At 71.4% G+C, this 13,667-nt stretch carries 14 protein-coding genes; 11 read left to right on the top strand and 3 right to left on the bottom strand.

Annotated elements, in window-relative coordinates:
- Positions 1 to 9 precede the first annotated feature (9 nt).
- Both OG349_RS01375 and OG349_RS01370 read right to left on the bottom strand, forming a co-directional pair.
- Positions 10 to 1,572 carry a flavin-containing monooxygenase gene (locus OG349_RS01375; protein ID WP_327232789.1) on the bottom strand — a complete coding sequence of 521 codons (1,563 nt, stop codon included), beginning with the start codon at positions 1,570 to 1,572 and terminating at the stop codon, positions 10 to 12.
- A 10-nt stretch (positions 1,573 to 1,582) separates the two neighbouring features.
- A complete protein-coding gene (locus OG349_RS01370; protein ID WP_327232788.1) occupies positions 1,583 to 2,467 on the bottom strand; it encodes a class I SAM-dependent methyltransferase in 885 nt (294 codons plus the stop codon).
- Positions 2,468 to 2,707: 240 nt separating this feature from the next.
- Between OG349_RS01370 and OG349_RS01365 the strand changes: the two genes are divergently transcribed.
- Genes OG349_RS01365 through OG349_RS01355 form a run of 3 tightly spaced genes read left to right on the top strand, consistent with a single transcriptional unit; the run spans position 2,708 to position 4,716 of the window.
- On the top strand, positions 2,708 to 2,968 hold the full coding sequence (locus OG349_RS01365; protein WP_161308102.1) for a hypothetical protein: 261 nt from the start codon (positions 2,708 to 2,710) through the stop codon (positions 2,966 to 2,968).
- 12 nt (positions 2,969 to 2,980) lie between these two features.
- Positions 2,981 to 3,964, top strand: coding sequence for a 3-oxoacyl-ACP synthase III family protein (locus OG349_RS01360; RefSeq protein ID WP_161308101.1), 984 nt, complete (start codon positions 2,981 to 2,983; stop codon positions 3,962 to 3,964).
- Entirely contained in the window at positions 3,961 to 4,716 is a 756-nt protein-coding gene (locus tag OG349_RS01355) for an SDR family NAD(P)-dependent oxidoreductase (protein ID WP_327232787.1), read from the top strand. Before OG349_RS01360 ends, OG349_RS01355 begins: the two co-directional genes overlap by 4 nt.
- 84 nt (positions 4,717 to 4,800) lie before the next feature.
- On the opposite strand, the gene OG349_RS01350 is transcribed toward OG349_RS01355, so the two are convergent.
- Positions 4,801 to 5,664 (bottom strand): AfsR/SARP family transcriptional regulator, encoded by an 864-nt coding sequence (locus tag OG349_RS01350; protein WP_327232786.1) that lies wholly within the window; start codon positions 5,662 to 5,664, stop codon positions 4,801 to 4,803.
- Between the two features lie 393 nt (positions 5,665 to 6,057).
- On the opposite strand from OG349_RS01350, the gene OG349_RS01345 reads away from it, so the two are divergent.
- The 8 genes from OG349_RS01345 to OG349_RS01310 all read left to right on the top strand — a co-directional run bounded on the left by OG349_RS01345 (position 6,058) and on the right by OG349_RS01310 (position 13,650).
- Positions 6,058 to 7,275 (top strand): aminotransferase class I/II-fold pyridoxal phosphate-dependent enzyme, encoded by a 1,218-nt coding sequence (locus tag OG349_RS01345; RefSeq protein ID WP_327232785.1) that lies wholly within the window; start codon positions 6,058 to 6,060, stop codon positions 7,273 to 7,275.
- 195 nt (positions 7,276 to 7,470) lie between these two features.
- Positions 7,471 to 8,721 (top strand): beta-ketoacyl-[acyl-carrier-protein] synthase family protein, encoded by a 1,251-nt coding sequence (locus OG349_RS01340; protein ID WP_327232784.1) that lies wholly within the window; start codon positions 7,471 to 7,473, stop codon positions 8,719 to 8,721.
- On the top strand, positions 8,718 to 9,638 hold the full coding sequence (locus OG349_RS01335; protein WP_327232783.1) for a MaoC family dehydratase: 921 nt from the start codon (positions 8,718 to 8,720) through the stop codon (positions 9,636 to 9,638). Before OG349_RS01340 ends, OG349_RS01335 begins: the two co-directional genes overlap by 4 nt.
- Complete coding sequence (locus OG349_RS01330; protein ID WP_327232782.1) at positions 9,628 to 11,136, top strand: AMP-binding protein; 1,509 nt, start codon at positions 9,628 to 9,630, stop codon at positions 11,134 to 11,136. Before OG349_RS01335 ends, OG349_RS01330 begins: the two co-directional genes overlap by 11 nt.
- Positions 11,133 to 11,396 carry an acyl carrier protein gene (locus OG349_RS01325; protein ID WP_327232781.1) on the top strand — a complete coding sequence of 88 codons (264 nt, stop codon included), beginning with the start codon at positions 11,133 to 11,135 and terminating at the stop codon, positions 11,394 to 11,396. The genes OG349_RS01330 and OG349_RS01325 overlap by 4 nt, the downstream gene beginning before the upstream one ends.
- Position 11,397: 1 nt before the next feature.
- Positions 11,398 to 12,453, top strand: coding sequence for a hypothetical protein (locus OG349_RS01320; protein WP_327232780.1), 1,056 nt, complete (start codon positions 11,398 to 11,400; stop codon positions 12,451 to 12,453).
- Positions 12,446 to 13,273: a tryptophan synthase subunit alpha gene (gene trpA, locus OG349_RS01315; RefSeq protein WP_327232779.1), complete on the top strand. Its 828-nt coding sequence runs from the start codon at positions 12,446 to 12,448 to the stop codon at positions 13,271 to 13,273. The genes OG349_RS01320 and trpA overlap by 8 nt, the downstream gene beginning before the upstream one ends.
- Positions 13,274 to 13,275: 2 nt before the next feature.
- On the top strand, positions 13,276 to 13,650 hold the full coding sequence (locus OG349_RS01310; protein WP_161312365.1) for an ectoine synthase: 375 nt from the start codon (positions 13,276 to 13,278) through the stop codon (positions 13,648 to 13,650).
- Positions 13,651 to 13,667 lie beyond the last annotated feature (17 nt).

Genomic DNA, 13,667 nt, shown 5'->3' with positions numbered 1-13,667 from the left:
TCCCGTTCGTCATACGTGCTTCACAGCCGGTCTTCCGGCGCCGACAGTGGTGGCGAGCTGGTACTCGCCCAGATCGAAGTGCTTGGTCTGGCGGCGGAACCGCCAGGTGTACGTCGGCCAGATCGACGGGTTGCGGCCGCTGCTGTCGAGGTACCAGCTCTTGCAGTTCCCGGCGTTCCACACCGTGCCGTCGAGCCGCTCGTCGAGCGCCGTGTTGTACGCCGCCTGCGCCTCCTCGCGGACCTCCACGCTGGACAGGCCGCGCCGGTCCATCTGCTTCAGCGCGCTGAGCACGTAGGCGATCTGGGCCTCGATCATCACGACCTGCGAGGAGTGCCCGAGGGTCGTGTTGGGGCCGAGCAGCATGAAGAGGTTGGGGAAGCCGGCCACGGTGGTGCCGCGGTGCGCGGACATGCCCCCGCTCCAGGCCTCCCGCAGCTGGACGCCGCCCCGGCCCCAGATCCGCCCGGCGACCGGCCGGTCCACGGCCTTGAAGCCCGTACCGAGGATGATGGTGTCGACCTCGCGCTCCTGGCCGTCCTTGCCCACCACCGACTTGGCCCTGATGTGGTCGATCCCGTCGGTGACGAGCTCGACGTTGGGCTGCTGGATCGCCGGGTACCAGGTGTTCGAGAACAGCAGCCGCTTGCACGCCATGACGTAGTCGGGCGTCAGCCGCTCGCGCAGCGCCGGATCGGCGACGCTCTTCTTCAGATGGTCCGACGCCATCTTCTGCATCTTCCCGGCGACCTTGGGACGCGCCATCACGAAGGCCAGGATCTCGCGGCCCCACATGTTGAAGTTGCGCCGGAAGTTCTGGTAACCGGGCAGTCCGCGCAGCAGCTTCGCCTGGAGCGGGCTGGTGGCCTTGTCGTTCTTCGGGCCGACCCACGGGGGAGTGCGCTGGTAGAGGTCCAGGTGCCCCACCTCGGGCTGGATCTTCGGGACGAACTGGATGGCGGAGGCCCCCGTGCCGATGACGGCGACGCGCCGGCCCGCCAGGTCGTGGTCGTGGTCCCAGCGCGAGGAGTGGAAGACCTTCCCCTCGAAGTCCGCGAGACCCGGGATGTCCGGCAGCGCCGGCTCACTGAGATACCCGGTGCCGGTGACCAGGACCTGAGCGGTGTACTCCCCGCCCGAGGTCTCGATGTGCCAGTGGCGGGTCGCGTCGTCCCAGCGGGCGGCGATCAGCTCGTGGCCGAAGCGGATGTGCGGCCGTACCCCGAACCGGTCGGCGCAGTCCCGCAGATACGCGTACAGCTCGTCGCGCTTGCCGAACGTGCTCTTCCAGTGCGGGTTCTGCGCGAACGAGAAGGAGTACAGGTGGGACATCACGTCACAGGCGCACCCCGGGTAGGAGTTGTCGCGCCAGGTGCCGCCCACCTCGTCGGCCCGCTCGAAGACCAGGAAGTCGTCGATGCCCTGCTGGAGCAGCCGGATGGCCGTACCCAGGCCCGAGAAGCCACTGCCGATGACCGCGACCCGCAGATGACGGGTCGGCCCCCGGCCGGCCGCGTCCCGCGCCTCACCGCTCACTCCGCCGCCGTGGGCGGGTTCGAGAATGCTCGTCACGGTGGCCTCCTCAGCCCCTGCGCGCGATGGTGACGCGGAAGTTGTTGAAGAACTTGTCCTCGAGGGTGTACGCGAAGATGTCGAGGTAGCGCTCGAAGCGGGCCACCACGTCCTCGCCCTCAAGGGCGACCGCGGTCTCACGGTCCGCGGCCAGCCGCTCCAGCCAGGCGCGGCACGCCTGGGCGAAGGACTCCCGCTCGTTGACGATCTCCACGACCTCGAAGAGACCCTCCGCGGCGGCGGTCAGCTCGTGCAGATGCGGGATGTGCATCCCCTCGAACTCGCTGCGCTGGAGGAACTTGAGGTCCGCGAGCAGCTCGCGGCTCATCGGCTGCGCCTCGGCGGTCATCGTGTGCAGGACGAACTTCGCCCCCGGATTGAGCGCCTTGGAGACCTGGTTGAAGAAGAAGCGGTAGCGCTTGGTGCGCTCGCGCGGCGGCAGGTTGGAGGAGACGAAGTGCTCCAGCGCGTTGATGCAGAACGCCGCGTCGTACTTTTCTTCGGTCGTGTGGTCCGCCCAGCTCTCCACCCGCGTGGTGATCCGCGGGTTGTCCAGGCCGGTGATGAACGCCTCCTGGGTACGGCTCAGGGTCAGGCCGACGGCCTCGCGCACCCCGTGGACCGTCGTCAGCCGGTTGAGCATGGTGCCCCAGCCGCAGCCGATGTCCAGCACCCGGCCCGCGTCCTTGGCGCCGGCCAGCTCGGCGAACGTGTCGAGCTTGCGGAACTGCGCCTCGTCCAGGGCCCCGACGAGCGTCTCGTCCGGCTCCCAGTAGCCGCCGGAGTACATCATGGACGGGCCCAGCAGGAGAGCGTAGAAATCGTTGCTCACCTCGTAGTGGTGCCTGACCGCGTCGACCTCGGGGTCCACGGATCTGGGGGCGACCGTTGTCATCCTCGACCTCTTTCCTGGTGTTGGTTCCGCGATCCGCTCGTACCGACCACCGGTGCGGCGGCCGGTCCGACCGCCGATCCCGCCGGGCGATCCGGTCCTGCGATCCGGTCACGAGGAAAGCGGTTCGCTCGCAACAGACGCGCAACACGGCCGTACGGCACCGGTGTTGCGCGCCGGTTGCGCGGCCCGCGCTTGCATGCCTCTCGAAACCGGATGCACCGCGAGAGAGGACCGAAGCTCATGACGCTGCCCACCATCGAAGAACTGGCGAGCCAGCTCGAGGCCGTGTCGGGCGCCCAGGAGGTCAGCCCCGATGCACCGCTCCAGCACATCGCGGACGTCGACTCGCTGGACCTGATGGAGTGGCTGTACGGGTTCCAGAACCAGTACCCGCACATCCCCGCCGACGAGTCGCTGTTCGCGGACCTCGATGACACCACGACGCTGCGCCATGTGTACGAGCGGATCCTCGCGCTCGTGCCGCAGCCGGCGCAGGCGTAGCGAGAGCGCCCCGTGAACGGCTTTGACATCACTGGGTGGGGCATGTCCGTACCCGAGCGCAAGGTCACCAGCGCGGAGCTCGCGGAGCGCTTCGGTGTGGACGAGAACTGGATCGTCAGCCGGTGCGGTATCCAGGAGCGCCGGGCCGTGGGTCCCGGCCAGACGACAGCCTCACTGGCGGTCGAGGCCGGCCGGCGCGCGCTGGAGAAGGCCGGGCTGACCGGTGCCGACATCGCCCATCTGATCGTCGCCACCGCCACCCCGGAACAGCCCTCACCGGCCACGTCCGCGTTCGTCCACCACGACCTCGGCATCGCGGGCAGCGCGCACGACGTCAACTCGGAGTGCGCGGGCTTCGTCTACGGACTGGTGTCGGCGATGGCGCTCATCGCCATCGACCCCCGGCCCATCCTGCTGATCGGCTCCGACACCCACACCCTGACGGCCAATCCCGACGACCGGGACCTGTCGATCCTCGTGGGCGACGGCGCGGGCGCCGTCGTCCTGACGCCGGGACCCGAGAACCGGGTCAAGGCGTGGAACCTGGGCGCCGACGGCTCGTGCGCCGGCAGCCTCAAGGTACTGGCGGGCGGCAGCAGGATGCCCACCACCGAGGAGACCGTGCGCGCGGGGCTGCACTACGCCCAGATCAACGGCAACGAGATCTACCTCAACGCCGTGCGCTACACGGTCCGTACGGTCCGGGAGACGCTGGAGAGCGCCAAGGTCGACGCCGCCGACGTCGACCACATCATCCCGCACCAGGCCAACATCCGGATCATCAACTCGATCCTCAGCCACACAGGACTCCGCAAGGAGGCCCTGGTCACCAACCTGGAGCGGTACGGCAACACCGCGTCCGCGTCCATCCCGATCGCCCTCACCGAGGCGCTCGACGACGGCCGGATCCAGAACGGCGACCAGGTCCTGCTCGCGGGCTTCGGTGCCGGCATGACCTGGGGATCGATGCTCCTGGAGTGGGGCGGGGAGAAATGAGCCGTAACAACACACCGGGCAGCCGCCCGGAGCAGCCGGTCGCCCTCGTCACGGGGGCGTCCGGCGGTCTCGGCCAGGCGCTGGCACTCGAACTGGACGCCCTCGGCTGCCGGGTCGCCGTGCACTACAACAGCGCGGAGGCACAGGCCAGGGCCGTCCAGGACAAGCTGACCAACGACTCGGTCGTGGTGACCGGGGACGTGGGCTCCTGGGAGGCCGTCACCGCCCTGTACGCGGAGATCAGCGAGCGCCTCGGACCCGTCGACGTGCTGGTCAACAACGGCGCGATCCGCAAGGACTCGCTGATGGCGATGCAGTCGCCGGCGGACTGGGCGCAGGTGATCCAGACCAACCTGGTCGGCTCGTTCCACACGACCAGGGTGGCCGTGCCGTACATGCTCAGGCAGCGGTGGGGACGGATCATCAACGTGGTCTCGCCCTCCGGCCTGATCGCGACGGCGGGGCAGACGGCGTACTCCGCGTCCAAGGCGGGGCTCATCGGCTTCACCCGGACCCTGGCCGCCGAGTGCGGCCGGCGCGGGGTGACCGTCAACGCCCTGTCGCCCGGCTTCATGATCACCGGTATGACGAAGAACCTGTCCGACCGGGTCATCGAGGGGATGGAGGACAAGGCCCCCATCCCGCGTTTTGTCACGGTCGAGGAGGTGGCGCGCAGTGCGGCGCTCTTCCTGGACCAGGACTGCATGACGGGCCAGGTCATCAGCATCGACAGCGGCGTCTCCATCACCTGACGCCGTGGCGCACGAAGAGAGGCGGTCCGGAATCCTCCGGGCCGCCTCTTTCTCATGTCCTTCCCGTGTCCCCCGTCGACAGGCCTAGGCCACACGCCGGCGGGGTGCGGCCGGCCGCGGGTACGGAGCCTCGAACATGCCCATCAGGACAGGGTCCAGCTGGGTGACCGCCCGGGGCTCCGGGCGCCGCCGCGTGCCGGGCGTACACAGCAGCTCCAGGTACGCGGCCTCGCTCTCGGGCGCCGGGTCGATGCCCAGCTCCTCGGCGAGGACCTCGCGCAACTGCTGGTATGTGCGCAGCGCCTCGGCCCGGTTGCCCGCCGTCCGGTGCGCGGCCATCCGGCACCGGTACGCGCTCTCCCTGAACGGAGCGCGCCGTACGGCCTCCTCGGCGTACCGCAGCGCGTGGTGCTCGTCGCCGAGAGCCGACGAGGCGAGGCTCGCCGTCTCCAGCGCGGACAACCGCAGCTCATCGAGGCGTTCGCGGGTGCTGTTGACCCACTCGCCCTCGTGGGCCGGAAGAAATGACCCGCGTAGATGTGACACAGCGGCGGCCGCGAGCTTCTGCGCGACACCGTACGACCCGGTCGCGTACGCCTCGGCCGCCTCGGTCGCCGCCTCCTCCGCGCACTCGACGTCGACCAGTGCCTCCTTGGGCAGGTACAGCAGATAGCGGCCGCCCTGGGCGACGAGCGGGGTGATGCCCGGATGCTGCGTCGGGGATGTGACGAACGTACGGACGCGGCTGACCACGCTGCGGAGCGCGGACGCCCAGGTGTCGGGGAGGCCGTCCGGCCATACGGTGTCGGCGAGCTGGTCGCGGCTGGTGCCCCCGGAGCGTTCGAGGACGAGCCGGGCGAAAGCGATCTGGGCCTGTGCGCTGGACAGGTGCTGTGGGGCAGTCCCGTCGGGTTCGATGGTGACGAGACCAGCGAGTCTGATGAGCAAGCTGTACTCCCTGAGCGGTCGGCCGGTGGCCGGGAGTTCCGGCGCCGGCTGCGGCCGGCGACGGTGGGTCGAGAACGCGCCAGGGGGCGTCACGCTTGTCCTTGTGGAGGAAAGCGGGACACGTCTCGGGTATGCCCCCCGCACAAGAATTGGACGATACCGGCCACCCTTCTCGGTGTGTCAACAGTGGCCGGAGAACAATCCACTTGAATGGCTGGAGCCTTGAGTTCCGATTGCCGTTCGCTGTCGCGTTCTTGTTGCGCTGTCCCAATTCCCCCATCTCACAGCCGTGTTGCGCCCGCCTTGCGCGGCTGTCGTTGAATTGCGTCGCACTTCGGGTCCAGGGTTGAGAGGACTCCGGTAATTGTCCGAAACGTGGATGAGGAGACGTCCGTGAACGCATCCGGAGGCTGGGAACGGCTCGCGCCGAAACTGGACGCGACACGCCGTCGCGTGCAGTCGCTCGAATGGGAGCCCGCCCGCCGCAACAGCTTCGTCACGTACACGGTCGAGCGGGACTCCGCGTACGCCGACCTCGACGGCCGCCGCCTCCTGATGATGTCGGGCTACAGCTACCTCGGTCTGGCCGGTGACGAGCGTGTGGTCCGCGCCGCCCAGGCCGCCGTCGAGCTGTACGGCACCGGCAACCACGGGGTACGGGCACTGGCCGGGTCGATCCCGCTGCACGAGGAACTGGAGGCGGAGGTCGCCCAGTTCGCCGGCCGCGACCGGGCCCTGGTCTTCGGCTCCGGCTACGCGGCCAACGTCGGCACGGTCGGCGCCCTGGTCGGCGCGGGGGACACCGTACTGATCGACAAGTACGACCACGCCAGCATCGTCGACGGCTGCCGCCTCAGCGGCGCCACCGTCACCCGCTTCCGCCACAACGACGTGGACCATCTTGACCGGCGGCTCGCCGCGGCGGGCCCCGACGGCATCCGCCTGGTCATCGTCGACAGTGTGTACTCGATGGACGGCGACATCGCCCCGCTGCCCGAGCTGCGCCGCGTCTGCGACGCGCACGACGCGCTGCTGATGGTGGACGAGGCCCACGCGCTCGGTGTCATCGGCGCCACCGGCAAGGGCATCGAGGAGCACTTCGGGTACACGGCGAAGGTCGACGTCAAGCTGGGCACGCTGTCCAAGGCCATCCCCTCCATGGGGGGCTGGGTCGCGGGGCCCGAGGAGCTGATCGGCCATCTGAAGTACGCGGCGCGGCCGTTCCTCTTCTCCGCCGCCCTCGGCCCGGCCCAGACCGGCGCCGCGCTGGAGTCGCTGCGCATCCTCCAGCAGGAGCCCGAGCGGGTCACCCACATCCAGGAGGAGTCCGCGCGCTTCCGCCGCACCCTGAACGACGGGGGGATGCGGACGGGCGACAGCGAGACGGCCGTGGTGCCGGTCATCGCGGGCTCCGACGAGGCGGCCTACGACTACGCGACCGCGTGCCGCGCGGCCGGCGTGATCGGGCTGCCGGTGGTCACCCCCGCGGTCCCCAACGACCTGGCGCGGCTGCGGATCGCCATCACCGCCCGGCACACCAAGGCGGACCTCGACTTCGCCGCGGAGGCCTTCCTCAAGGCCGCGGCGGAGTGCGGTCTGATCCCCGCCTGAGCCGTGCTCCGACCACTTCTGACCCACCGTCAGGACGTTCCTGAACCGGGCCTCGGAGCCGGGTCGACACCGACGGCCGACGCGCGCGTGCCACCGACTCGTAGAACCGGTCGGCACGCGCGCCGACCGCCACCACCGCCACCACCTCAACGGCCGGACGGCCGTCCGCCGCTCGCACGGGATACGGGATCCGAGATGCCAACCTCACCGAGGCACGCACCGCTCACAGCGCCTGTCGCGATCACCGGCATGGGCGTCGTCACTCCGGGCGGCAGCACCCCCGACGACCTGTGGGACACCCTCCGCGCCGGCCGCTCGACCGCCGCCGCGCTCACCCACCTCGACCTGTCCCGGCACCGGGTCAGGATCGGCTGCCGGGTCCGCGGCCTCGACGCCGTCGGACTGGTCCCCGACAAGGACGCCCGGCGGATGGACCCGTTCGCGCTGTACGGGACGACCGCCGCGCTCGCCGCCCACCGCGACGCCGGGGCGCCCACCGCGGACCCCGGCCGTACCGCCATCGTCGTCGGCAACGCCGTCGGCGGCCGGGCCACCAGCGACGAGCAGTCCCGGCTCTTCACCGAGTCGGGCCCCCACCGGGTCAACCCGCTCATGCCGCTGATGACGATGCCCAACGCCGCCGCCGCGCAGATCGCGATCCGGCTCGGCTGGCAGGGCCCCGCCCTCACCATCGCCACCACCTGCGCCAGCGGCGCCGACGCCGTCGGCCACGCGCTGATGCTCCTCCAGACCCACCGGGCGGACGTCGTCATCGCGGGGGGCTGCGAATCCACCCTCACCCCCGTCACCCTCGCCGGGTTCGGCAACCTCAACGCCGTCTCGATGCGCAACGACGACCCGGAGCACGCGTCCCGGCCGTTCGACACCGACCGCGACGGGTTCGTGATGGGGGAGGGCGCCGGGTTCGTCGTCCTGGAACGCCTGGACGACGCACGGGCGCGGGGAGCGCAAACGTACGCCACCGTCGCCGGGTACGCGGCCACCTCGGACGCCTACCACCTCGCCATGCCCCTGCCCGACGGCTCCGCCGCCATCGACGCGATGACCGGGGCGATCGCCGACGCCGGCCTGATCCCCTCCGACATCGTCCACATCAACGCCCACGGCACCTCCACCCCGCACAACGACCGGGCCGAAGCGGCCGCCCTCACCAAGGTGTTCGGCGCCGACGGGCCGCCGGTGACCGCGACCAAGAGTGTCATCGGCCACCTCATCGGAGCCGCCGGAGCCGTCGAACTGATCGCCACCGTCGAGGCGATGCGCCGGTGCGAGGTCCCGCCCACCGCCAACCACGAACAACTGGAGCCAGGCATGGAAATCGACGTGGTCCACGGCGCTCCGCGCCCCGTGGCGTCCGGTCCCGCGCTGTCGAACTCCTTCGGCTTCGGCGGCCACAACTCCACCCTGGTGGTGTCGCCGGTATGACCACCACACCGATCGAGGAGACAACCGTGGCCCAGGCCCTCGCCCCCGCGGCGGCCTCCACCGTCACCGCGGCGCAGCTCGCCGCCTACCGGGACGCCGTACGGTCCGCGCTCCCGGCGGCCGGAACCGGCCACCCGGCCGCCGGACCCGCCTCGCCCGTGCACGCGTTTGTCCTCGCCCACACCGTCGCCGAGCAGACGGTCGCCGCGCTGACCGCCGCCGAGACGGGACCCGTGTCCGTCGTCCACCTCGGCCAGGACATCCGCTGCCGCAGGCTCGTCGCCGCCGGTGAGCGGGTGACCGTACGGCTCGACGTGCTCGGCGCCCGCCGCGAGCCACGCGGCACCCGGGTCGCCCTGCGCTCGCTGCTCACCGGCGACGCGGACGGGGGAGCGGAGCCCTTCGCGGAGCTGCTCACCAGCGCCCTGCTCGTCGGCGCCACCGCACTGGACCCCTTCGGTGACATCTCGGCGGGCGCCCCCGCCCCGAAGCCCGCCGGATCCGGTGAACCCGCCCTCGCGACGCACGAGTTGACCGAGGAATGGATCGGCCGGTACGCCCACGCCTCGGGCGACCTCAACCCCATCCACCTCGACCGGGAAGCGGCCCGCGCCGCCGGCTTCGGCTCCGTCATCGCGCACGGCATGAGCGTGGTGGCCCTGGCTGTCGAGGAGATCACCGACCGGTACGCCGATGGCGACCCCTCGCGCGTACGGGGCATCGGCGCCCGCTTCTCGTCGCCCGTGGCGCCCGGCGAGGAGCTGCGCCTCGAACTCCAGCCGGACGCGGCCGGCCTGGTGGTGCGCTTCACCGGCAGGACCCCGGCGGGGCCCGCGGTGAAGAGCGGCTGGGTCCAGCTCGCCGATCCCGGCGCCGGGTCCGGGGCCGTACCCACCGGAGGCAGCCATGAGCACTGACAGCCCCGGCCCCGGCGGCCTCGTCGGCGGATTCCTCCTCCAGGTCCGCGAGCGCCCCGACGCGCCCGCGCTCGTCTGGAACGGCGAGGAGACCTCGTACCGCGAGCTGTACGAGCAGGCGGGACAGCAGCGCGAACGGCTGGACCGGATCGGGCTCACCCCCGGCGAGCCCGTCGGCGTCCTCGGCACCAAGTCACCCGCGGCCGTCGCCCTCGTCCTGGCGTGCCTGCTCGCCCGGCGCCCCTTCCTCCTGCCGTCCCCGGCCCTCGCCCCCGCCCTGCTCGCGGACCTGTTCGCCCAGGCGGGCTGCCGCCGGGTGATCGCCCCCGGGGCCGAGGACCCGGGCGTGGTGCCCAACCCCGAGGTCACCCCGCAGCCGCTCTCGCCCCGCGAGGCCGCCGAGGTGTCGTTCATGCTCACCACCTCGGGCTCCACCAGCCTGCCCAAGATCGTCCCGCTGGGCCGGGACGCCGTGAACCGCTTCGCCGCCTGGGCGGGACCCGCCTTCTCGATCACCCCGGGCACGACCGTCCTCAACTACGCCCCGCTCAACTTCGACCTCTGCCTGCTCGATGTGTGGACCACGCTCGCCCACGGCGGCCGGGTCGTCCTGGTCGACCCCGCCCTCGCCGCCCGCGGCGGACACCTCCTCGACCTGCTCGTGCGCCACGACGTCGAGGTCGTCCAGGCGGTGCCGATGTTCTACGGCCTGCTGCTCGACGCGGCCGAGCGGCGCGGGGTGACCCTGCCCGGCGTCCGGCACGCGATGTTCACCGGCGACGTCATCCCCGACCGCACCCTGGGCGGGCTGCCCAAGCTCTTCCCCTCGGCGCGGATCCACAACATCTACGGCTGCACCGAGACCAACGACAGCTTCGTCCACGAGGTGGACGCCACCACCGGCACACCCGTGCCGATCGGCGTCCCGCTCCCCGGCGTCGAGGCCCTGGTCCTGGACCAGGACGGCCGGCCCGTCACCGGACCGGGCTCCGGCGAGCTGTACGTGTCGACACCCTTCCAGTCGGCGGGCTACCTCGACCGGACCCGGCACACCGGAGTGTTCACCGGTCACCCCCTCGGGCTCGACGACCGCCCCTGGTTCCGTACCGGCGACCTCGTACGGCGCGACACCGAGGGACGGCTCCACCTCACGGGACGCGGCGACCACCAGGTCAAGGTCCGGGGCGTGGCCGTCAACACCGCCGAGGTGGAACGGGTCCTGCTCGACCACCCCTCCGTGCTCGAAGCGGGTGTGGCCGCCGTGCCCGACCCCATCGAGGGCCGCGTCCTGATCGCCGCGGTCCACCGCGCGCCCGGCAGCGGGGTGAGCAGCCTCGAACTGCGCAAGCACTGCGCCCAGGGCCTGCCCAGGGCCGCCGTCCCCGCCCAGCTGCGGATCGTCGACGAGCCGCTGCCCAAGACCGCCACCGGGAAGGTCGACCGCAGGGCGCTCGACCGGCTCCACCCTCTGTCATCAGCGAAAGGAAGAACGTCATGAGCCACGTCGGCACCATCAAGCAGTTCGTCATCGAGGAGTTCCTGCCCGACGTCAGCGCCGAGGAGCTGGCCGACGACCACGACCTGCTCTCCGACGGTGTCATCGACAGCCTCGGTGTGCTGAAGCTGATCGCCTGGGTCGAGGACCGGTTCGAGGTCGCCATCGGCGACGAGGACCTCGACCCGGACAACTTCCGCAGTGTCGCCGCGATCGACGCCTTCGTCTCGGGCTCGCGCCGGCCAGAGGTCGCAGGAAGCTGACATGCACCTCGCGATCCTCGGACTGCTCGAACAGCGCGCGCCCGTCGGGCGCGAGACCTGGCGGTCGTTCTGGGACCAGCTCGGCGACGGCAGCCTCGACCGGGCACAGGCCGTGGCCCTGCTGACCTCCCTGGCCACCCGGCTCCCCGACCACGAGACCCTGCGCCACCTGCTGGACTCGCTCGCGGAACGGCGGCCCGCCCGGCCGGCGGACCGCTGGCCCGGCACGGTCAACGTGGTGGGCACCGGCGGCGGCCCCAGGACCTTCAACATCTCGACCGCGTCGGCGTTCGTCGCCGCCGCGGCGGGCGTACGGGTCGTCAAGACCGGCTCACGTGCCTACTCCAGCAGCCTCGGCTCCGTCGACCTGCTGGAACGCCTCGGGATCCGGCTGACGTCGTCGTACGAGCAGACCGAAGGGACGCTGGAGCGGTACGGCATCGCCTTCGCGGGGCCGTTCGTCTACCCCGCGCAGCTGACCCGGCTCGCCAGGACCGTCGCGCCGCTGAGCATGAAGCCCTTCGGCCGCTTCCTGAACGCCCTGGGTCCCTTCCTCGCCGACCTGCCCGTCACCGCCCAGGTCACCGGGGTCTCCGCGAGTGCGCCGCTCACCGGACTCCGCGCCCTCGCGGGGACCGTCACCGATCGCACCCTGTGGCTGACCAGCAACGACCGGGGAGCCGACGAACTGCTCGGCTTCGCCGACAACACCATCCACACCAACGGCGACGCCGGGGGCGAGTTCACCGTCAAGGCCGGTGAACTGGTCTCCTCCGAGGGCGGGTTCGACGACCTCGGCCCGGCCGCCGACCCCGCCTCGGCGCCGGACCACTTCCTGTCCGTCCTCGGCGGCACCGCCGGTGAGGTGGCCACCCGCACGGTCTGCCTCAACGCCGCGGCCCTGGCCGTCGCGAGCGGCCACCTCACCGACTGGAGCCGGGCCGTCGCGGCGGCGGAGGAAGCGGTACGGGGCGGAGCGGCCCGCGCCCTGGCCGAGCGCGTCCGTGCCGACCAGGCGCGGCCATTGGTCCGTGCGGGCGGAGCGGCCCATGTCTGACTTCTTCACCCGCGCCAGGACGGGCGGCGAGGGACCCGGCCTCGCGCTGTTCCTCAACGCCGGGGACCCGCCCCTCGACGTCCTCGCCGATCTCGTGCGGATGCTGGACGACGAGGGTGTCGACTGCCTCGAACTGGCCGTCCCCTTCCCGGACTCGGTCACCGACGGGCCCGTCATCCGCCGGTCGGCGAGCCGCGCGCTCGCCCTCGGCGTGGGCCTGGACGAGGTTCTGGAGTTCGTCGCCGCCGTCCGCCCGGGACTGCGCACCTTGCGGATCGCGCTGCTCGCCGACTGGAGCCACTCGCTCAAGCACCGGGACCTCGCGGCCACCACCCGTACCATCGCCGACTCGGGCGCGGACGGCCTGCTCGTCCACGCGCTGCCGCCCCGGCTGCGCGCCGCCCACCTGGCCGCCGCCCGCGAGGCGGGGCTGCCCGTCGTCACCACCTGCTACCAGCAGAGCCCGCCCGCCACCCGGGCGGAGGCGGCGGCCGACGCCACCGCCTACCTCTATCTCGTCGCCCACTACGGACGCAGCGGCACCGCGCCGGCCACCGGCCACGCGGACCTGGCCGGCACGGTCACCGCTCTCCGGGCGCACACGACGTCCCCGATAGCCGTCGGCTTCGGGGTCAGGACCAGACAGGACGTGGAAGCCGTACGAGCCTGCGGCGCCGATGGCGTGATCATCGGTTCCGCCGGCGTCGCCACGGTCGAGCAGGCACTCGACCAGGGCGACGACATCGTCCGGGCCTTCCGCGACTTCGTCGGGTCCGTCTCTCCCATCCCAACCAACACACCAGAGAGAACAGGGAGTTGAACATGATTATCCGTGACCTGGAGAACGTCAAGACCGTCGAATGGGGCAACGGCCTGAGCCGTCGCTTCCTCACGGCCGCGGACGGCCTCGACTACAGCGTCACCGACACCACCGTGCGCGCCGGCACCAAGTCCCGCCTCCAGTACCGCAACCACCTGGAGACCTGCTACTGCATCGAGGGCTCCGGCGAGGTGATCGAGCTCGACGGTACGTCCCACGCGCTCACACCGGGCGTCCTGTACTCCCTCAACGAGAACGATCCCCACTACCTCGTGGCGAGCCCGCACGAGGACCTCCGCCTGGTCTGCGTCTTCTCCCCGGCCCTCCAGGGCGACGAGGTGCACCAGCTCGACGAACACAGCTCCTCCGCCTACTGATCCACCCCAGACCCGCA

The organism is Streptomyces sp. NBC_01317, from assembly GCF_035961655.1.
GTDB lineage: Bacteria > Actinomycetota > Actinomycetes > Streptomycetales > Streptomycetaceae > Streptomyces.
This window is presented reverse-complemented; position numbering and strand designations above follow the sequence as displayed.

What these genes read in the sequence shown, in the direction of transcription:
- OG349_RS01340 (WP_327232784.1), top strand. Translation starts at nt 7,471, where the DNA reads ATGCCAACCTCACCGAGGCACGCACCGCTCACAGCGCCTGTCGCGATC.
- OG349_RS01310 (WP_161312365.1), top strand. Translation starts at nt 13,276, where the DNA reads ATGATTATCCGTGACCTGGAGAACGTCAAGACCGTCGAATGGGGCAAC.
- OG349_RS01370 (WP_327232788.1), bottom strand. Translation starts at nt 2,467, where the DNA reads ATGACAACGGTCGCCCCCAGATCCGTGGACCCCGAGGTCGACGCGGTC.
- OG349_RS01330 (WP_327232782.1), top strand. Translation starts at nt 9,628, where the DNA reads ATGAGCACTGACAGCCCCGGCCCCGGCGGCCTCGTCGGCGGATTCCTC.
- trpA (WP_327232779.1), top strand. Translation starts at nt 12,446, where the DNA reads ATGTCTGACTTCTTCACCCGCGCCAGGACGGGCGGCGAGGGACCCGGC.
- OG349_RS01320 (WP_327232780.1), top strand. Translation starts at nt 11,398, where the DNA reads ATGCACCTCGCGATCCTCGGACTGCTCGAACAGCGCGCGCCCGTCGGG.
- OG349_RS01325 (WP_327232781.1), top strand. Translation starts at nt 11,133, where the DNA reads ATGAGCCACGTCGGCACCATCAAGCAGTTCGTCATCGAGGAGTTCCTG.
- OG349_RS01355 (WP_327232787.1), top strand. Translation starts at nt 3,961, where the DNA reads ATGAGCCGTAACAACACACCGGGCAGCCGCCCGGAGCAGCCGGTCGCC.
- OG349_RS01365 (WP_161308102.1), top strand. Translation starts at nt 2,708, where the DNA reads ATGACGCTGCCCACCATCGAAGAACTGGCGAGCCAGCTCGAGGCCGTG.
- OG349_RS01335 (WP_327232783.1), top strand. Translation starts at nt 8,718, where the DNA reads ATGACCACCACACCGATCGAGGAGACAACCGTGGCCCAGGCCCTCGCC.